This window comes from Paraburkholderia fungorum, assembly GCF_003610895.1.
GTDB lineage: Bacteria > Pseudomonadota > Gammaproteobacteria > Burkholderiales > Burkholderiaceae > Paraburkholderia > Paraburkholderia fungorum_B.
The window spans coordinates 55584-75436 of the sequence record NZ_MCAS01000006.1 but is presented as its reverse complement, the minus strand read 5'-3'; the positions used below and the strand labels follow the sequence as shown (position 1 = coordinate 75436).

Here is a 19853-nt window from a genome sequence, read left to right as displayed (position 1 = left end):
GAATTCTTTACTGTGAAACTGCATCGGGGGGCGCACGTTACTCCCGCCCCATGCAGAGCACTGGTCTCCCCAGCACACTGCGCACACCCTGATGCTTTCGACGACCATTACATGCATTCGCCGCGTGCCGATTATGCAAACCGCTCGTGACACGCGGTGAATGCCTGAATCAGTTGAAATCGCTTTCGAGGAACGGCGCGCGCTTCACGGCCTGATCGAGCGTCACCAGCGTCTCGAGCAGATCGGCCATGCGATGCAACGGCACCGCGTTCGGACCGTCCGATTTGGCCTGCGCCGGATTCGGGTGCGTTTCCATAAACAGGCCGGCCACGCCCACTGCCACCGCGGCACGCGCCAGCACCGGCACGAATTCGCGCTGACCGCCCGAACTCGTGCCCTGCCCGCCCGGCAACTGCACCGAGTGGGTGGCGTCGAACACGACCGGCGCGCTGGTTTCGCGCATGATCGCAAGCGATCGCATGTCCGACACCAGGTTGTTATAACCGAACGACACACCACGCTCGCACGCCATGAAGCGGTCTTCCGAGAGACCGGCTTCACGCGCCGCATCACGCGCCTTGTCAATCACGTTCTTCATGTCGTGCGGTGCGAGAAACTGGCCCTTCTTGATGTTGACCGGTTTGCCCGAACGCGCGCAAGCATGAATGAAGTCAGTTTGACGGCACAGGAAAGCAGGTGTTTGCAGGACGTCGACCACCGACGCGACCTGCTCGATCTCATGCTCCGCGTGCACGTCGGTCAGCACCGGCAAACCAAGCTGGCGCTTCACTTCCGACAGGATGCGCAGACCTTCGTCCATGCCCAGACCGCGGAACGACTTGCCGCTGCTGCGGTTGGCTTTGTCGTACGACGATTTGTAGATGAACGGAATGTTCAGCTTCGCGCAGATTTCTTTCAGCCGGCCTGCCGTGTCGATCGTCATCTGCTCCGATTCGACAACACAGGTGCCTGCGATCAGGAAAAACGGCTTGTCGAGCCCGATTTCGAAATCGCCCAGCCTCATGCTTTCTCCTCGACTGCCGTCGCCGTGCGCGGCTGCTGGTGCGCGAGCGCCGCTTCGACGAACGACTTGAACAGCGGATGGCCGTCGCGCGGCGTGGACGTGAATTCCGGGTGGAACTGCACGCCGACGAACCACGGGTGCATGCTGCGCGGCAATTCCATCATTTCCGGCAGATCTTCACTCGGGGTACGGGCGCTGATAATAAGGCCGCCGGCTTCGAGTTGGGGCACGAAGCGGTTATTGACTTCATAACGGTGACGATGGCGTTCGTTCACATCCTTGCCATAGATCTCTTCGGCCATCGTGCCGGGCTTGATCGGGCAACGTTGCGAACCGAGGCGCATCGTGCCGCCCAGATCGGATTCTTCAGTACGCTTCTCGACACGGCCTTCACGGTCGTACCACTCGGTGATTAGCGCGACCACGCGGTTCTCGGTTTCCTGATCGAACTCGGTGCTGTTCGCGCCTTTCAGGCCTACCACGTCACGGGCGAACTCGATCACGGCCAGTTGCATGCCGAGGCAGATGCCGAGATACGGCACCTTCGCTTCACGTGCATAGCGGATCGCGGCAATCTTGCCTTCGGTGCCACGACGGCCGAAGCCACCCGGCACGAGCACGGCATCCAGATGCTTGAGGCTTTCGACGCCTTGCGTCTCAACCTCTTCCGAGTCGATGTATTCGATGTTGACCTTGGTCGACGTATGCATCGACGCATGGCGCAGCGCTTCGATCAGCGACTTGTACGACTCGGTCAGATCGACATATTTGCCGACCATGCCGATCGTGACTTCGTGCTTCGGATGCTCGAGTTTCTCGACGAGATTCGCCCACATCGACAGATCGGCCGGCTTCGGCGTGAGCTTGAGCTCCTCGCAGATGATCGCGTCCAGACCCTGGTCGTGCAGCATCTGCGGAATCTTGTAGATGCTGTCGGCGTCCCACACGGAAATCACCGCGTCTTCCGGCACGTTCGAGAACATCGAAATCTTCGCGCGCTCGTCGTCCGGAATGCGGCGGTCGGCACGGCACAGCAGCACGTGCGGCGAGATGCCGATTTCACGCAGCTTCTGCACGCTGTGCTGGGTAGGCTTGGTTTTCAGCTCGCCTGCGGTGGCGACCCAGGGCACCAGCGTGAGGTGCACGAAGCACGCGCTGTTGCGGCCCATGCGCAGACTCATCTGACGTGCGGCTTCGAGGAACGGCAACGATTCGATGTCGCCGACAGTGCCGCCCACTTCGACGATGGCTACGTCCGGCTCACCGCACGTAGCGGAAGCAGCACCGCGTTCGATGAACGCCTGGATTTCGTTGGTGATGTGCGGAATGACCTGCACCGTCTTGCCGAGATAATCGCCGCGGCGTTCCTTGCGGATCACCGATTCGTAAATCTGGCCCGTGGTGAAGTTGTTGGCCTTGCGCATCTTCGTGCTGATGAAGCGCTCATAGTGGCCAAGGTCGAGGTCAGTCTCCGCTCCGTCTTCCGTTACGAACACTTCGCCGTGTTGAAACGGGCTCATCGTGCCGGGGTCGACGTTGATGTAGGGATCGAGCTTGAGGAGGGTGACTTTAAGACCGCGCGATTCGAGGATCGCGGCGAGGGAAGCGGCGGCAATACCCTTGCCGAGGGAAGATACTACGCCGCCGGTGACGAAAACATATTTGGTCATCGCTGGATGCTCGCGGGAAAAACGGATTATACCGTAAAGCAGGGTCTCAACCCAGCGAAATCCTGGCGACATCTGTACGAAAGTATGCCGCGGCGATGGCAATCGCCGTTCGCCGATCATGCACCGTTTTTGCGGCGCAGGCGCAGCGCATGAGTGGGCCGCGCCGCGATCGCGGCCGCCGCTACGCCGCTTATGGACAGGCTGCCGCGCCAGTAAGCATGGGCGCCGCCTCGCACACGGCGCCCACGCTGGCCTTAATTCCGCCGCTCAAGTTCGCGCAACATCCGCTGCACCGCGCGCGCGGTTTCGAGCGGTTTTTCCATTGGATACAGATGGCTGCCCTCGATCCATTCCACATGACCGCCGGTCGCGCGGCGGGTGGCGTCCAGCCCCGCCTGGCGCACTTCCTTTGAACGCGTGCCGGCGATAAACCCCACCGGCACCGGCGCGCCGCGCGCGAGGCGGGGCCCTAGCGTATGCGGCAAGGTCTTGTAGATCTGATATTCGGTGCGCCGGTCGAACGCGAGCGAGCGGCCGCCGTCGGGCGAGCTTTGCGGGATGCCGAAGTCGATATAGTCGGACAGCATGCGCTCGTCCCAACGCGCGAACGCCGGTTTCGAATGGAAGTGCCGCCACGCCTCGTCACGGCTGGCCCATTGCGTGCGGCGCGTGCGGGTGGCGGCCGCGGGCGACAGGCGTTCGTCGAGCCCGGTCCATTGCGACACCCGCAGCATGCTGCTGCGCCAACCGGCGACCACGGGCGAATCGAGCATCACCACGCCCCTCACCCACTGGGGTTTTTTCAGTGCCGCCATCAAGGACAGGTAACCGCCAAGCGAATGGCCGACCAGCCACACCGGCTGCTCGTACGACCGGCCCACGTCGTCGAGCAACTGCTCGACAAGATGTGGCCAGTCCTGCGTAACCGGGTAACGCGCGTCATGACCGATGCGCTCGATGGAGCGCAGTTCGTAGTCGTCAGCGAGTTCGGCGAAGATCGTCCGGTAGGTCGAGGCCGGGAACCCGTTCGCATGCGAGAAGTGGATGATGTTTTTCAACTGCGGCAGTCTCCGTTCTGTTTTGACGCGCGGGCCGCATGCCTGACCCTTCGTGCAGACCTCGTCCCAGCGGCGCATTTGCTCTCTGTGTGCGGCCGGCAATCCATCAGCGATCCATCCAGTAGCGGCGTTGCGTGTCGCGATAGCGCTCGATCGTCAAGCTGGCGGCGCTCAGACCCGGATCGACCGTCAGGCCGGCTCCTGTACTGGTTCCCACGCCGGCCTCGGGACCGCTGCCTGGAGTGAGATGCGGGTTCGCGTCCGGGTTGACGTCGACCCGCACTGCACCGTCCGCATCGCTGCGCGCGAGCTCGATGTGCCGCGCCTTGTAACGCTCGAACACACCCGCATTCGGATGATGAAATCGGTTGCGATAGCCTACCTGAAATAGCGCGATGAGCGGGTCGATAGAGTCGAGGAACGGCTCGGTCGACGAGGTCTTGCTTCCATGATGCGGCACGACCAGCACCTGGGCGCGCAATGCGTCGGGATCGCGCGCGAGCAGAATGCGTTCGACCGGCGCTTCGATGTCCGCCGCCAGCACGGCGGCCAAGCTCGGCGCCACTGTTTGAACATTGGCCGCGACCGGACTCCTCTTCACCGTCGGCGCGTTCGCGTGAGCAGGGATCGTACTCACCCGCAACACGCAGCAATGCGCATTCGGTTTGCCTTGCAGCGGCCCGGCATCTGGCCAGAGCATCGCGAACTCGACGCCATCCCACTGCCAACGCTGTCCCGCGGCACAGGGCAGCGTATCCGCGCCACGCTCCTTCGCGTTCGACCACAACGGATTCGCGCTCGCCAACGCCGCCACCATCTGACGCACCTCGATCGCCTCCAGTACCGCCGGTGCGCCGCCCGAGTGGTCGGAATCGGCGTGGCTGATCACCAGCGTATCGAGCGCCGTGACGCCGTGTGCCTGCAAAAACGGCACCACAACGCGCTCGCCCGCATGGGTCGATTCCGGCCCCGGTCCGGTATCGAACAGCAGCGTGTGATGCGCCGTCTCGACCAGCACCGAGGTGCCTTGACCGATATCCAGCGCCGTCAGGCGGAAGCTGCCGTGCGGCGGCCCGGACGGCGCCGGCATCAGCAGTGGCAGCCACGTGAGCGGCGCGGCCCAGCGCAGCGGCCAGCCACGCGGCGCCAGACACCAGAGGACCCCAACCGCCGCCGCGGCAAGCGTCCACGCGTCGGGTTGCGGCAGCCGCCAGAGCGTCCAAGCCGGACCGGACAGCATCTGCAAGCCCGCGGCCAGCAGATCGAGCAAGGCATGCGCGGCGCGCAAGGCGTAGGCATCGAATGGCGCGGGCAACGCGACGCCCGCTAATACAGCCGGCGTCACCAGCAGACTCACCCATGGAATCGCGAAAGCGTTCGCAAACGGGCCGATCAACGGAATCTGCGCGAACCAGTAGACGGTGAGCGGTGCAAGCGCGACGGTTACCGCGAACTGCACCTGGGCGGCGCTGCGCAAGCGTTCACGGAAAGCACGAGCACGGCGGCGCACGCCGGACCACAGATGCATGAGCCTTGTCGGCGTCACGCCGCCGTCGCCCTGGTCGTCGCGGCGCTGCTCGTGATCCTGCACGCGGGGCCGTCCCGACATCGCGAACAGAATCGCCGCCACCGCGCAGAACGACAGCCAGAATCCCGCCGCCACGACCGCCCACGGATCGATCAGCAGCACCACACCCAGCGCCCACGCGAGCACTACCGATCGCGCGAGGTCGCGCCCGCTGATAAATGCAAGCGCCACTACGCCCGCCATCCATAGCGCGCGCTGGGCGGGTACGTTGAAACCGGCCAACGCCGCATGCAGCCCCGCGAACAATGCACCCGCCGTCACCGCGACGACTTGCGCGGGTAACAGCAGCGGCCAGTTGCGACCGATGAATCCCGAGCGCCGCCACACGGCACCGGCGAGCCACGCCGCAAGGCCCGCGACAAAACCGATATGCAAACCCGAAATCGCCACCAGATGACTGGTGCCCGTGCCACGCATCAACAACCAGTCGGCCGCGCTGACTTCGTCCTGCGCGCCGATGGCGAGCGCCACCACGATCCCACGGTGCCGAGCATCGGCGAGCACCGTGTCGATACGCGCACGCAGTGCATCGCGCCATCGATCGACCGTCACGCTAGCGCCGCGCGCGTTGCCCGCGAGGCGCACCGCGCGATCCGGGACACTCACGTAGCCCGTGGCGCGTACATTGCGCGCCAGCAAACTGGCTTCGGCATCGCGCACGCCGAAGTTCGCGTTGCCGTGCGGGCGTTTGAGCCGCACGGTCAGGCGCCAGCGTGCGCCCGGTTCGAGCGGTGGCGCAGGCGCATCCGCGGCAATCCACGAGAGTTGAATCACGCGCGGGAATGCCGCGATCGGCGCATCCGCCGACTCGACTTTAAAGAGGAAACGCACGCCTTTGTCGTCACGCGACGGTAGTCCTTTGATACTGCCGGCAACGTCGATATCGCGACCTTCCCAGGCACTCGGCAAGCTCACCGCGAGCCGGGTTTGCGCGCGCCACGCCGCGTAGCCAAAGCCCGCGCACAAAGCCGCAATCAACAGCGCAGCCCAGCCGACGTTCGAACGCGTGCGTGCACTGAACAAAATGCGACATATCAGCGAATTTCCAACCGCCGCACGAGCGTTTGCGATTGCGCAAGCACCATCACACAATCCACCCGAAGTCCCACTGCTCGCGTGGCCCGCAGACCCGCCACCCCATGTGCTCGAAGCACCACCGCCCCATTCGTCCGAATGACCCCGGCGCAATCCCCATACCGCCACAAAAATCGCAACGCCCCCAAGCGACGCCAGCGCGCACCAGCCGCGCCAATCCGGCAACGCCGCCTGCCGCTGCAGCCAGATCACACCCAACGCAAACCCGCACCACCATGCCCGCATCCGCCCTCCGCCCCCTGCGCCCAGCCAGCGCGGGACGACGCAACGCCGAGCGAGCAGACGTCAGCAAGCCCGCCGGGTGTGTTCCGCCCGGCGCGAACCACTCAAATCAGCGCGTTCAATTATGCAGAGGAAAGTGCCAGCCGCGGCAGCGCGGCGAGCGCGTTAGCCGTTGTGCCTAGGGCGGCTTCGTCGGCGCTCATGCCGCGTAGTTGCGCGAGGCCCGCGCCGATGCCAGGAATCTGCTCCGGCGAGTTGCGCTGCTTGTACATCCAGGAAGGGGCGATGTCCGGCGCGTCGGTCTCGACGACCAGCGCCTCGAACGGCAGTTGCTCCGCCAGCCGCCGGATTTGCCGCGCCCGCTCGAACGTCAGATTGCCGCCGAAACCGAGATGCATGCCCTGGTCGATATACGCCTGAGCCTGCTGGAAACTGCCGTTGAAAGCGTGCGCGATGCCGCGGTGAATCTGATGCCGCCGCAACCCTTTGATCACCTGATCCTGCGACTTGCGCACGTGGCAAATCACCGGCAGCTCGAATTCGCGCGCCAGTTGAAGTTGACCGTTGTAAAAGAACTGCTGGCGCGCATCGTCGAGACCTTCGACGAAGTAGTCGAGCCCGATCTCGCCGATGCCGACAAACAGCGGATCATCCAGACTCGCCTCGATTTCCATGCGCAGCAGTTCGAGATCGCCCTCCTCGGCACCCGGCGTGAAGAGCGGATGAATGCCAAGCGCGTACGCGCCGCCGTCGATGCGGTGTGCGAGTTCACGCACTGCCGTGAAGTTCTCGCGGCCGATCGCGGGAATCACGATACGCGCCACACCGGCTCGGCGCGCGGCATTCGCTACTTCATCGCGGTCGGCGTTGAATTCGGAAGCGTCGAGATGGCAGTGCGTATCGATCCACATGGCGCGCCTCGTTAGCGACAGAGCATCACTCGCGCTTGCACACGGCGCTTAAACCGGCACCGGCGGCTCTTCGTGCAAGACACCGTCCCGCAGCCGCATGATCCGGTCGCAACGTCCGGCCAGCTCGGGGTCGTGCGTGACGATCACGAAGCTGGTGTCGAGCGTTTGCGACAGTTCGAGCATCAGATTGAACACGGTGTCGGCGGTGCCGCCGTCCAGATTGCCGGTGGGTTCGTCGGCGAGCACGCAAGCGGGTTTCGTCACCAGCGCGCGCGCAATGGCCACGCGCTGACGCTCGCCGCCCGACAGCTCACCCGGACGATGTTTGGCCCGATGCCCCATGCCGACCCGCTCCAGCACCGCGAGCGCCTCGCGCCGCGCGGCTTCGGTTGTCATGCGGCGAATCCGCAGCGGCATCGCGACATTGTCGAGCGCGGTGAACTCCGGCAGCAGATGGTGGAACTGATACACAAAGCCGAGCGCGCGATTGCGCAGGTCGTTACGTTCGCGCTCGGAGAGCTTCGTAAACGGCTTGCCCAACACCGAGACATGACCGGCGCTCGGGTCGTCGAGGCCGCCGAGCACATGCAGCAGCGTGCTCTTGCCGGAGCCCGACGCGCCGACGATCGCCAGCTTTTCGCCGCGCCGCACATTCAGTTGCGCGTTGTTGAGCACCTGCACATTGAGGCCACCCTGCACGAACGACTTCGAAATGCCGGTTGCTTCCAGCACATAAGGATGCAGCGCGTTGTCGTCAGAGACCATGGATAGGCTGGTGGAACGGTCATTCATAGCGCAGTGCCTCCGCAGGACGGACTTTCGCACCACGCCAGCTCGGGTAAAGGGTCGCCAGCGCCGACATCAGGAACGCAATGATGCCGATCCGCGCCACGTCGGCGGGAATCAGTTCCGACGGCAGCTCGCTGATGAAATACACGGACGGCGGCAGGAACTGCACGCCGAGCACATGCTCGATCATCGGCACGAGCCACGGAATACTCCACGCAATCAGGCAACCGAGCGCGACGCCGGTCGCCGTGCCGATAAAGCCGATCGTCACGCCCTGCACCACGAAAATCTTCATGATCGAACCGGGCTGCGCGCCGAGCGTGCGCAGGATCGCGATGTCCGCCTGCTTGTTGGTCACGGTCATCACCAGCGACGACACCAGGTTGAACGCCGCCACCGCAATGATCAGCGTGAGGATGATGAACATCATGCGCTTTTCGATCTGCACCGCCGAGAACCAGGTCTTGTTCTGCTGGGTCCAGTCGCGGATATACAAATCGCCAGACAGGCTGCGTGCCAGTTGGTGCGCGACCTCCGGCGCCCGCTGCATGTCGGTCAGGCGCAGCCGCACGCCGGTCGGCGCGGATAGCCGGAACAGCGCCTCGGCGTCCTTGATGTTGATTAGCGCGAGGGTGCTGTCGTATTCGTAATGCCCGGACTCGAAGACACCCACCACCGTGAACTGTTTCAGCCGTGGCAGCATGCCGGCGGGCGTGATGGTGCCTTCGGGCGCGACCAATGTGATCTTGTCGTTGACCGTGACCCCGAGATTGGTGGCGAGGTCCGCGCCCAGCACGATGCCGAAGTCGCCCGGCACGAGGTCGGTCAGCTTGCCGCCCTTCATTTCCTTGCCGATGTCGGACACTTCGGGCTCGAGCGACGGTTCGACGCCGCGCAGCGCCACGCCGCTCACGGCGTCCTGGCGCGTGAGCAGCGCCTGCGCGTCGACATACGGCGCCGCACCGATCACTTCCTTGTTCTGGCGGGCTTCCTGGGCGGTCAGTTGCCAGTTGGGCATCGAACCGGTGGGGGAAAAGATTTCGACGTGCGCCAGCACCGACAGCATGCGGTCGCGCACCTCTTTCTGGAAACCGTTCATCACGGACAACACGACGATCAGCGCCGCGACGCCGAGCGCGATGCCCGACATCGACACGAGCGCGATGAAGGAAATGAAGCCGTTACCGGTCGTGCGTTTGCCGGCGCGGGTGTAGCGCCAGCCAATCTGCCATTCGTAGGGAAATTTCAAGCGAATCCTTTTCTGCGTTCTCGTCTGCTCCCGGCCTTCTGCGCGCACGACGGCGCCAACCTGCCGCTGTCGCGCCTGCCATACGGCCTGAGCGTCGTGATCATTGGTGTCGCGGCAACCCGGATGGTTCCGGTAAAACGTTCCGGTGCCGTCCGGCGCGCCTCCGGCAAACCCCCGCGCCACCGAAGCCGGCGCCCCGTCGCTGCTGCTACTGCCAGCAATCAAGCGCGAAGTTTGCCATACAATGCCGCGCATTCGCGCAAAGGCCCCGCGCATGGGGCTTGTAGCCCCGCCTGCTAACGCAGGTTGTAGCGACTCCTCAGACCATTGATGATCCCGGCGGCCTGGCTGGCCGCCATGTCCCGCAGTTCCGCGTCCTTACGGTCCCGATGCAGATGGGTGATATCCCAGTTGCAGCCGCCCTCGTCCTCGACGGTTTCGTGGAACCCGGTCGGAATCCAGCCGGCCGTGGCCGGATTGGCGTCGAGCGCTTTCACGACTAATTCCAGCAGCTCCTGCTCGGTTCTCAGTTCACGCGACATGTCGGTCTCCCGCGTCATGGGCGCGGTGCCGCCGCGCTCGGCTGCTGCCATCGGCGGGCCTCGGGCGCGCTGCCCGAATCCGTCGATATGGTCTGAATACTCGCACTCTTTGCCCTACAATGCGCAGCATCATGCACGCCAACCGTCTTCATCTTCTCCTGCCCTTCGCGCTGCCCGCCGCAGCGGACGCCTCCACCGCCTTGCACGACATTCGCAGTCCGGCCCTCGACCGGCTGATCGCGCGCGCGACGCTGGTCGAACGGGTGATCGGCGAAGATTTTCAGCGCACGCTGCCGCACGAACGCTGGGTGGCGCGCCAGTTCGGCGCGCTGCCCCATGTGCCCGGCGATACGGCGGCCGCCGACGAAGCGCCGCTTGCCCCGTACATGCTGCGCGCCGACGGCGGCGACCCTGGCAACGCCACGTGGGCCTGTGTGCAACCCGTGCACGTGCGCATCGCGCACGACCATCTGGTGCTGATCGACCCGGCCTCGCTCGAACTGTCGGACGCTGAAGCCAGCGTGCTGCTGGCGGTCGCCCGGCCGCTGATCGAGGAACTCGGCGTGCGGATCGAAGCACCCAGGCCTACGCGCTGGTACCTGTCGGGAGACGGCTTCGGCACACTCGCCGGCGCTTCGCCATTGCGCGCCAGCGGCCGCAACATCGAAATCTGGCTGCCGCACGAGGCACATTCCGGCGACCGCTCGCGCGCATGGATGAAGCTGCAGAACGAAGTGCAGATGGCCTGGTTCGAGCATCCGGTCAACGAAGCGCGCGAGGCGCGTGGCCTGCCGGCCGTCAATTCGATCTGGTTTCACGCCCAGGGCGCGGCGCAAGCGGTGAAGAGCCCGTTCGCGCGGGTCTTCTCCGACGCGGCGGCCACGCGCGGTCTCGCCATGACCGCCGGTGCCGAAACGGGCGCCCCGCCAGCATCCTTCGCGGCGTTGACTGCACTCGCAACGGCTCGCGCCACGGTCGGCGCGGCCGCCAGCACGAATGCCGATGCCGACGGCGTCACGCTGGTCGAACTCGATCCGTTCTCCGTGCCCTACATCGAGCAGGACTGGGCACGCTGGAACGACGCCTTCGCCGCCTTGCAAACCGACTGGTTCGAACCGGCGCTGGCCGCGCTGCAGTCGGGCCAGCTTGGCGAACTCGGTCTGACGCTGTGTGGCGACACCGGCTCGGTGACGCTCACGGTGACGCGCGGCGACCTGCGCAAATTCTGGCGCCGGCGCGTGCTCGCCTCGCTGTTTATCGAATGACTTATCGAATGCTCCACGGCCTTTCCGAATGACTCGAATCGTTACGCGCGCCTCGTCACCTGTCGACGCCGAAGTCCTCACCCGCCACGGCCTGCATCCGGTGCTCGCGCGCCTGTACGCGGCGCGCGGCGTGTGCATGCCCGATGAAATCGAAACCGGTCTGGCGCGGCTCGTGCCGCCTGCCGCGCTCAAGGGCTGCAAAGACGCCGCGGCGCTGCTCGCCGACGCGATAGAGAGCAAGCGCCGCATGCTGGTGGTCGCCGATTACGATTGCGACGGCGCCACCGCGTGTGCGGTCGCGGTCCGCGGGCTGCGCATGTTCGGCGCTCAGATCGAGTATCTGGTTCCGAACCGCTTCGAGTACGGTTATGGCCTGACGCCCGAAATCGTTGCGCTCGCCGCCCGCAGTGCGTCCGGCAAACCGGAACTGCTGATTACGGTCGACAACGGCATCGCCAGCGTCGACGGTGTGGAAGCGGCCAATGCCCTCGGCATCGACGTGCTGGTCACCGACCACCACCTCCCCGGCGACGAACTGCCGGCTGCGCGCGCGATCGTCAATCCGAACCAGCCGGGTTGCACGTTTCCGAGCAAGTGCATTGCCGGGGTCGGCGTGATGTTTTACGTGCTGCTGGCGTTGCGCGCGGAATTGCGCCGCCGCGGCGCCTTCAGCGACGATTTCCCCGAGCCGCGTCTGGACGGCCTGCTCGATCTGGTCGCGCTCGGGACGGTCGCCGATGTGGTCAAACTCGACGGCAATAACCGCGTGCTGGTCGCGCAAGGTCTGCAGCGGATTCGCAAAGGCAAGATGCAGCCGGGCATCGCCGCCCTGTTTCGCGCCGCCGCCCGCGACGCCCGCAGCGCGTCGGGCTTCGACCTGGGCTTCGCGCTCGGTCCGCGCCTGAACGCGGCCGGCCGCCTGTCGGACATGTCGCTCGGCATCGAGTGCCTGACCACCGACGACATCGGCCGCGCCTGGGATCTCGCGCAGCAACTCGACACCATGAACCGCGAGCGCCGTGAAATCGAAGCAGGCATGCAGCAGCAGGCGCTCGAAGACCTCTCGGCAATCAATCCTGAGGGTGCGACCACCATTACGCTGTTCAATCCGAGCTGGCATCAGGGCGTGATCGGCATCGTCGCCGGACGGTTGAAGGAGAAATTCCACCGGCCCTCGTTCACGTTCGCGCTCGCCGACGACAGCGGCCAGCTCGTCAAAGGCTCGGGCCGTTCGATCCCGGGCTTCCATCTGCGTGACGCGCTCGATCTGATCTCGAAGCGCGAACCGGGCCTGATCGTCAAATTCGGCGGCCACGCGATGGCTGCGGGCCTGACGATCGCCGCCGCCGACGTGCCGCGCTTTACCGCCGCGTTCGAGGCCGTGGGCCGCGCATGGCTCTCGGAAGAGGCGCTGGCGCGTACGGTCGAAACCGACGGCGAACTCGAAGACGCCTATTTCACGCCGCAATTCGTCGAAATGCTCGACGCGGCCGTGTGGGGCCAGGGCTTCCCGGCGCCGGTGTTTTCCGGCGAATTCGACATCGCCTCGCAGGCGCTGGTGAAGGACAAACATCTGAAACTGCAACTGATCCGCGGACGTCAGCGTTTCAACGCAATCTGGTTCAATCACACCGACACCCTGCCTGCCCGCACCACCGTCGCCTACCGGTTGGCCAGCGATACGTGGAATGGCGTGTCGCGGGTGCAACTGATCGTCGAGCACGCGGCGAGCTGAGGCGGCCAGCAGGCCGCCACGCGCGCGCAAAGCGCCAAAAATCACCGCAAAATCAACCCCAAACCCGCGCCGGACCGCTCACAAGGCTCCGGCGCGGGGCGCCGATCGGCTATAATTTCCCCTTTTTACGAAGCTATAAAAGATCGACATGGAAGCGGAACGTCTCAACGCGATCGAAGCCTCACTGGCGGACCTGCGCACGCGCGCGGATTCGCTACGGGGGTATCTTTGACTACGACGACAAAGCACTGCGTCTAATCGAAGTCAACCGGGAACTCGAAGACCCGGACGTCTGGAACGACTCGAAGCACGCCCAGGCCCTCGGCCGGGAAAAGAAGCTGCTCGACGATACCGTCGGCAAACTCAGGTCGCTCGATAGCGATTTGCGCGACGCGCAGGACCTGTTCGACATGGCCCGCGAGGAAGACGACGAGGAAACCCTCGTCGCCTGTGAATCCGACGCGCAAGGCATCGAACAGCGCGTTGCCGACATGGAATTCCGCCGGATGTTTGCGAACCCGGCCGATCCGAACAATGCCTTCCTGGATATCCAGGCCGGCGCCGGCGGCACCGAAGCGTGCGACTGGGCCTCCATGCTGCTGCGTCAGTACCTGCGCTACTGCGAGCGCAAGGGCTTCAAGACCGAAGTGCTGGAACAGACCGACGGTGACGTCGCGGGCATCAAGAACGCCACGATCAAGATCGAAGGCGAATACGCGTACGGCTTTTTGCGTACCGAAACCGGCGTGCACCGCCTCGTGCGCAAGTCGCCGTTCGATTCGTCGGGCGGGCGCCATACGTCGTTCTCGTCGGTGTTCGTGTACCCGGAAGTCGACGATTCGATCGAAGTCGACATCAACCCGGCCGATCTGCGCATCGACACGTACCGTGCGTCCGGCGCGGGCGGTCAGCACATCAACAAGACCGATTCGGCAGTGCGGATCACGCACATGCCGTCGGGCATCGTCGTGCAGTGCCAGAACGACCGCTCGCAGCACCGCAACCGCGCCGAAGCCATGGCCATGCTGAAATCGCGCCTGTACGAAGCGGAAATCCGCAAACGTCAGGCCGAGCAGGACAAGCTCGAAGCCGGCAAGACCGATGTGGGCTGGGGGCATCAGATCCGCTCGTACGTGCTGGACAACAGCCGTATCAAGGATCTGCGCACCAACGTCGAAATCAGCAATACCAAGAGCGTGCTCGACGGCGACCTCGATCCGTTCATCAGCGCCAGCCTGAAACAGGGCGTCTAGGCGCAACCGGCGCGGTATGCCTTGCATCGCCGCGCCGTATCCTTGCATCTTTGTGCATCTTTGTTATAGCGCCTGAGGTTTTTTACTGACTGGCCACCCGCATGCGGACCATCCTGGTGCGGGCCACCGAATACCAAACCATCATGACCGAACCGACCCAGCCGAATGCGGCCCAGCCGAATGCGGCCCAGCCAGATGTGGCCCAGCCGAATGTCGCGCCCGAGATGGACGACAACAAGATCATGGCCGAACGCCGCGAAAAGCTGCGCGAACTGCGTGAGCAAGGCGTCGCCTATCCGAACGATTTCCGTCCCACGCACCATGCCGCGGACCTGCAAACGCAGTACGCCGAGACCGACAAGGACACACTCGAAGCCAATCCGCTCGAAGTCGCGATCGCCGGCCGCATGATGCTCAAGCGCGTGATGGGCAAGGCAAGCTTTGCGACCGTGCGCGACGGTTCGGGCCAGATCCAGTTCTTCATCACGCCGGCAGACGTCGGCCAGGAAACGTACGACGCCTTCAAGAAGTGGGACATGGGCGACATCGTCGCGACGCGCGGCGTGCTGTTCCGCACCAACAAGGGCGAACTCTCGGTGCGCTGTACCGAGCTGCGTTTGCTGTCGAAGTCGCTGCGCCCGCTGCCGGACAAGTTCCACGGTCTGGCCGATCAGGAAATGAAGTACCGCCAGCGCTACGTCGATCTGATCGTCACGCCGGAAACGCGCAAGACCTTCGTCGCGCGCACCAAGGCGATTTCGTCGATCCGCAAGTTCATGGCGGACGCCGACTTCATGGAAGTCGAAACACCGATGCTGCACCCGATTCCGGGCGGCGCGGCGGCCAAGCCGTTCACCACGCACCACAACGCGCTCGACATGCAAATGTTCCTGCGCATCGCGCCGGAACTGTATCTGAAGCGCCTCGTGGTCGGCGGCTTCGAGCGTGTGTTCGAGATCAACCGTAACTTCCGCAATGAAGGCGTGTCGGTACGCCACAATCCGGAATTCACGATGATCGAGTTCTACGCGGCGTACACCGATTACCAGTGGATCATGAATTTCACCGAGCAACTGATCCGCCAGGCGGCGGTCGATGCGCTCGGCAGCGCGACGATCACCTATCAGGGCCGTGAACTCGATCTGGCCAAGCCGTTCCATCGCCTGACGATCAGCCAGGCGATCCAGAAGTACGCACCGCAATACACGGACGCGCAGCTCAGCGACGACGCATTCCTGCGCACGGAACTGAAGAAGTTCGGCGTGAACGCATCGCAGCCGCAGTTCCTGAACGCGGGCGTGGGCGCGCTGCAACTGGCGCTGTTCGAAGAAACCGCCGAGTCGCAGTTGTGGGAGCCGACTTTCATCATCGACTATCCGATCGAGGTATCGCCGCTGGCGCGCGCGTCGGACAAATTCGACGGCATCACCGAGCGTTTCGAACTGTTCATCACGGGCCGTGAAATCGCCAACGGTTTCTCGGAGCTGAACGATCCGGAAGACCAGGCAGCCCGCTTCAAGAAGCAGGTCGACCAGAAAGACGCCGGCGACGAAGAAGCGATGTTCTACGACGCCGACTACATTCGCGCGCTGGAATACGGCATGCCGCCGGCCGGCGGTTGCGGCATTGGCATCGACCGTCTGGTGATGATGCTGACCGACAGCCCGAGCATCCGCGACGTGATTCTGTTCCCGCACCTGCGTCGCGAGGACTGATCGCCGCGCCGCTCGTGACAACGGCTCGCAAAACCAGAAACGCCCGGCTCGCTGCCGGGCGTTTTTGCTTGCAGCGCGTGGAAAACACCTCGAGCCACAACCTGACAGTTTGTAACCGTCGGTAAAAGGTGCGTATCCTCTACCTGGCCGCGATTCTCCTGACTAGCCGCAGACCCGCAAGAAATCAGGCGCCCCGCCCCGCCGCGCGGACTTTGATGAGAATTAGCCGCGATGATTGCCCGGAAATCGTTACAAATTGAAACCCTCCCGGGATCGATTTGCCCGACACTCAGTCTCAATAACAGTCGACTCTGCTCCAGACGGAGGCCAATATGGATAATCCAGATACCAAATCCACGCAACAACGTCGTCTTCACCCGCTTGTCGCAACCGCTGCGGGTGCAGTGATCATCGCCAGCCTCGCCGCGACCGCGGCGGTCACGGGGCTGTTCCCGAAGGCATCGAGCACGGGCGCGCAAACGGATCAGACTCAGGCAGCGCAAGTGACCACCCAGCCGACCACCCAGCCGGGCGTGGTCGATTCGGCCGCGCCGGCAAATACGGCTAACCAGCCGGGTGGCCAACAACCGGCGGCGGCGCAACAAATCGCCCAGCAGCCGGCGCCACAACCTCAGCAACCTCAACAACAGCAGTACGCCCAGCAGCAACAGGCCCAGCCGGCACCGCAATATCAGCCGCAGCCGTCGCAACCGGCCTACTGCTCGAGCTGCGGCACGGTGGCCGCGATCTCCGCGGTGCGTCAGGAAGGTCACGGCACAGGTATCGGCGCGGTCGGTGGCGCAGTGGCCGGCGGCGTCGTCGGCAATCAGTTCGGCGCCGGCAACGGCCGTGCCGCGATGACCATTCTCGGCGCACTCGGCGGCGGTCTCGCCGGCAATTCGGTTGAGAAGCACATTCGCAGCACGACGTCGTATTCGGTGCGGGTGCGGATGGAAAACGGCAAGACGCGCTACTTCACCTATCACGAAGCGCCGCCGTTCCAGCAAGGTCAACGCGTGCGGGTTGAAAACGGCACGCTCGTCGCGGCCTGAACGCTGGCAGCCTGACGATTCTCCAGGCATTAAAAAAGGCGATTCCAATGGAATCGCCTTTTTCTTTGCTGCAGCGGAAGTGGACTCAGTAATCTGCGTCTTCGATCCATGCCGCCTGAATCGCTTCAAGGATCTTTTCGTTCGACCGGTTAGGGTCGTCGTCGAACCCTTCCAGCTCGGTTACCCAGCGGTGCAAATCAGTGAAGCGCACCTGCTGCGGATCGATGTCCTGGTGCTTGTCAGTCAGGGCCATCGCGATGTCTTGCGTATCGGTCCACTTCATGGCTGCATCCTCCAGTTAGTGATTTTCCTTCGCGTGATTGATCGAGTAGCGCGGGATCTCGACGACCAGATCCTGCTCGGCCGGCACCATCGCCTGGCACGACAGGCGCGACGCCGGTTCGAGCCCCCACGCCTTGTCCAGCAGATCGTCCTCGTCTTCCTCGGACGGCGTCAAGGCGGCGAAACCCTCACGCACGATCACGTGGCAGGTCGTGCACGCGCAGGACTTCTCGCATGCGTGCTCGATTTCGATGCCGTTATCGAGCAGATTGTCGCAGATGCTCTTGCCGGGCACGGCATCGATCACCGCGCCTTCCGGGCACAGTTCGACGTGGGGCAGCACAACGATTTGAGGCATACATTTTCCGTTTGGGTCTGCGGCACGGCGGCCGCAAACAGGCTCCGTGCCATTTTACTGGCGCCGCGCGGACTTTTTAAGTCTGCGCGGCGCGGTTCATTGCCGGTTGGCGCGCGCGGCGCGGGGCGTGGCCCCGCCGCGAGGCTCAGATCTCGTCGAGCTTGCGGCCGGCCAGCGCGCGGCGAATGCCCTTGTTCATGCGGCGGGCGGCGAATTCGTCGGTGCCTTCGGCGAGTGTTTTGGTCGCGGCTTCGATCGCGTCGGCGTCGTCGCTTTGCGCGATGTTGCGCAACGCGCTGAGCAAGGCGTCGAGTTCGGCGCGTTCGCTGTCGTCGAGCAATTCGGCGTCGGCGGCGAGCGCCGCGTCGGTTGCTTCCACCAGACGGCGTGCTTCCACTTGTGCTTCACGCAGGGCACGCGCGCGCATATCGACTTCGGCGGTCGAAAAGCTCTCTTCGAGCATCCTCGCGACGTCGTCGTCGGCGAGACCGTAGGACGGCTTGACCACCACCGACGCTTCCACGCCCGAGCCCTGTTCGCGCGCGAACACCGACAGCAAGCCGTCCGCATCGACCTGATACGTGACGCGAATCCGCGCCGCGCCGGCCGCCATCGGCGGAATGCCGCGCAGCTCGAAACGCGCGAGCGAGCGGCAATCGCTGACGAGCTCGCGCTCGCCCTGCACGACGTGGATCGCCATCGCCGTCTGGCCGTCCTTGAAGGTCGTGAAATCCTGGGCACGGGCAACCGGAATCGTCGAATTGCGCGGGATGATCTTCTCGGTCAAACCACCCATCGTTTCCACACCGAGCGACAGCGGAATCACGTCGAGCAACAGCCAGTCGTCGCCGTCCGCGCCGCGATTGCCTGCGAGCAGATCGGCCTGGATCGCGGCGCCGAGCGCCACGACCTGATCCGGGTCCAGATTGACGAGCGGCGGCTGGCCGAAGAACGACTCGACCGCGCGGCGAATCACCGGCATGCGCGTCGCGCCGCCCACCAGCACCACGCCCTTGACCTCCTTGGTCGTCACCCTGGCGTCGCGCAGCGCTTTCTTCGTGGGCCCGAGCGTGCGTTGAACCAGCGCCTGAGTAATGGCCTCGAAAGTGGCCTCGTCGACCGTCAGATCGATCCGGGTGCCGTTCGAGAGCGTGGCCTGTACCTTTGCATACGGCGCATCCGACAAAGCCTCCTTGGCCACGCGCACGCTATCGAGCAGGAGGCGGACGTCTTCGGCAGCGAGCGTGTGCGGCGCGATGCCCGCCTGCTCCAGCACGTAGCGATACAGGGCGTGGTCGAAATCGTCGCCGCCGAGCGCGGAATCGCCACCCGCCGCGAGCACTTCGAACACCCCCTTGGTGAGTTTCAGAATCGACAGATCGAAAGTGCCGCCGCCGAGGTCGTAGACCGCGTAGAGGCCTTCGGAGCCGTTATCGAGGCCATAGGCGATTGCAGCCGCAGTCGGTTCGTTCAGCAGACGCAGCACGTTCAGGCCGGCCAGACGCGCGGCGTCTTTGGTTGCCTGGCGCTGCGCTTCGTCGAAATAGGCGGGCACGGTAATGACCGCGCCGACCAGTTCGTCACCGAGCGTGTCTTCGGCGCGCTGGCGCAGTGTCGCAAGAATTTCCGCGGACACTTCGACCGGGCTCTTCACACCGTCGACGGTACGGATCTGCACCATGCCGGGCGCGTCGACGAAATCGTACGGCGCGTTTTCGGCGCCTTCCACTTCCGCCTTGCCGCGCCCCATGAAGCGCTTGACCGATACGATCGTGTTGCGCGGATCGGTTGCCGCTTCGGCCTTGGCCGTGCGGCCGATACGGCGGCCGCCCTTTTCCAGGTAACGCACCACCGACGGCAGCAGCGCATGGCCATCTTCGTCGGGCAGCACGTCGGGCACGCCGCTGCGTACGGCGGCGACGAGGGAATTGGTGGTGCCAAGATCGATACCGACAGCCAGACGCCGCTGATGGGGCGCCGGCGCCATGCCGGGTTCGGAGATTTGCAGTAGGGCCATCTGGATCTTCTCGGAGCCGCCTGGGCCC

General features: G+C 64.4%; 16 protein-coding genes. 5 read left to right on the top strand and 11 right to left on the bottom strand.

Going from position 1 to position 19853, the window contains the following annotated elements:
• Window positions 1-169: 169 nt before the first annotated feature.
• From kdsA to BCY88_RS07520, 8 genes are all read right to left on the bottom strand, one after another.
• The gene (gene kdsA, locus BCY88_RS07555) at window positions 170-1024 is read right to left on the bottom strand and encodes a 3-deoxy-8-phosphooctulonate synthase (protein WP_120343651.1); all 855 of its coding nucleotides are present in this window, start codon (window positions 1022-1024) and stop codon (window positions 170-172) included.
• Window positions 1021-2694 (bottom strand): CTP synthase, encoded by a 1674-nt coding sequence (locus tag BCY88_RS07550; protein ID WP_120343650.1) that lies wholly within the window; start codon window positions 2692-2694, stop codon window positions 1021-1023. The genes kdsA and BCY88_RS07550 overlap by 4 nt, the downstream gene beginning before the upstream one ends.
• A 254-nt stretch (window positions 2695-2948) precedes the next feature.
• Window positions 2949-3752 (bottom strand): alpha/beta fold hydrolase, encoded by an 804-nt coding sequence (locus BCY88_RS07545; protein WP_120343773.1) that lies wholly within the window; start codon window positions 3750-3752, stop codon window positions 2949-2951.
• A gap of 106 nt (window positions 3753-3858) precedes the next feature.
• Window positions 3859-6660, bottom strand: a complete 2802-nt coding sequence (locus tag BCY88_RS07540) for a DNA internalization-related competence protein ComEC/Rec2 (protein WP_120343649.1) — start codon at window positions 6658-6660, stop codon at window positions 3859-3861.
• A 119-nt stretch (window positions 6661-6779) separates the two neighbouring features.
• Window positions 6780-7568 (bottom strand): TatD family hydrolase, encoded by a 789-nt coding sequence (locus BCY88_RS07535; protein WP_120343648.1) that lies wholly within the window; start codon window positions 7566-7568, stop codon window positions 6780-6782.
• A gap of 48 nt (window positions 7569-7616) precedes the next feature.
• The gene (lolD, locus tag BCY88_RS07530) at window positions 7617-8360 is read right to left on the bottom strand and encodes a lipoprotein-releasing ABC transporter ATP-binding protein LolD (protein WP_120343647.1); all 744 of its coding nucleotides are present in this window, start codon (window positions 8358-8360) and stop codon (window positions 7617-7619) included.
• Window positions 8353-9606: a lipoprotein-releasing ABC transporter permease subunit gene (locus BCY88_RS07525; RefSeq protein ID WP_120343772.1), complete on the bottom strand. Its 1254-nt coding sequence runs from the start codon at window positions 9604-9606 to the stop codon at window positions 8353-8355. The genes lolD and BCY88_RS07525 overlap by 8 nt, the downstream gene beginning before the upstream one ends.
• 296 nt (window positions 9607-9902) lie before the next feature.
• Entirely contained in the window at window positions 9903-10199 is a 297-nt protein-coding gene (locus tag BCY88_RS07520; RefSeq protein ID WP_120343646.1) for a hypothetical protein, read from the bottom strand.
• A 68-nt stretch (window positions 10200-10267) separates the two neighbouring features.
• On the opposite strand from BCY88_RS07520, the gene BCY88_RS07515 reads away from it, so the two are divergent.
• The 5 genes from BCY88_RS07515 (at window position 10268) to BCY88_RS07495 (ending at window position 17168) form a co-directional block, all read left to right on the top strand.
• Complete coding sequence (locus BCY88_RS07515; RefSeq protein WP_120343645.1) at window positions 10268-11413, top strand: regulator; 1146 nt, start codon at window positions 10268-10270, stop codon at window positions 11411-11413.
• A 28-nt stretch (window positions 11414-11441) separates the two neighbouring features.
• Complete coding sequence (recJ, locus tag BCY88_RS07510; RefSeq protein ID WP_120343644.1) at window positions 11442-13148, top strand: single-stranded-DNA-specific exonuclease RecJ; 1707 nt, start codon at window positions 11442-11444, stop codon at window positions 13146-13148.
• A gap of 148 nt (window positions 13149-13296) precedes the next feature.
• Window positions 13297-14401, top strand: a protein-coding gene (prfB, locus tag BCY88_RS07505; protein WP_120343643.1) for a peptide chain release factor 2 whose coding sequence is annotated in 2 segments (ribosomal slippage) — window positions 13297-13377 and window positions 13379-14401 — 1104 coding nt in all. Because the reading frame shifts where the segments join, the coding sequence is not laid out codon by codon here.
• 143 nt (window positions 14402-14544) lie between these two features.
• Window positions 14545-16116, top strand: a complete 1572-nt coding sequence (lysS, locus tag BCY88_RS07500) for a lysine--tRNA ligase (RefSeq protein ID WP_120343771.1) — start codon at window positions 14545-14547, stop codon at window positions 16114-16116.
• 332 nt (window positions 16117-16448) lie between these two features.
• Window positions 16449-17168: a glycine zipper 2TM domain-containing protein gene (locus BCY88_RS07495; protein ID WP_120343642.1), complete on the top strand. Its 720-nt coding sequence runs from the start codon at window positions 16449-16451 to the stop codon at window positions 17166-17168.
• A gap of 85 nt (window positions 17169-17253) precedes the next feature.
• Here BCY88_RS07495 and iscX read toward each other — a convergent pair whose 3' ends face one another.
• The 3 genes from iscX to hscA all read right to left on the bottom strand — a co-directional run bounded on the left by iscX (window position 17254) and on the right by hscA (window position 19825).
• A complete protein-coding gene (iscX, locus tag BCY88_RS07490) occupies window positions 17254-17451 on the bottom strand; it encodes a Fe-S cluster assembly protein IscX (RefSeq protein WP_007181290.1) in 198 nt (65 codons plus the stop codon).
• A 15-nt stretch (window positions 17452-17466) separates the two neighbouring features.
• Window positions 17467-17808: an ISC system 2Fe-2S type ferredoxin gene (gene fdx, locus BCY88_RS07485; RefSeq protein WP_028199497.1), complete on the bottom strand. Its 342-nt coding sequence runs from the start codon at window positions 17806-17808 to the stop codon at window positions 17467-17469.
• Window positions 17809-17953: 145 nt separating this feature from the next.
• A complete protein-coding gene (gene hscA / locus BCY88_RS07480; RefSeq protein WP_120343641.1) occupies window positions 17954-19825 on the bottom strand; it encodes a Fe-S protein assembly chaperone HscA in 1872 nt (623 codons plus the stop codon).
• Between the last annotated feature and the right edge of the window lie 28 nt (window positions 19826-19853).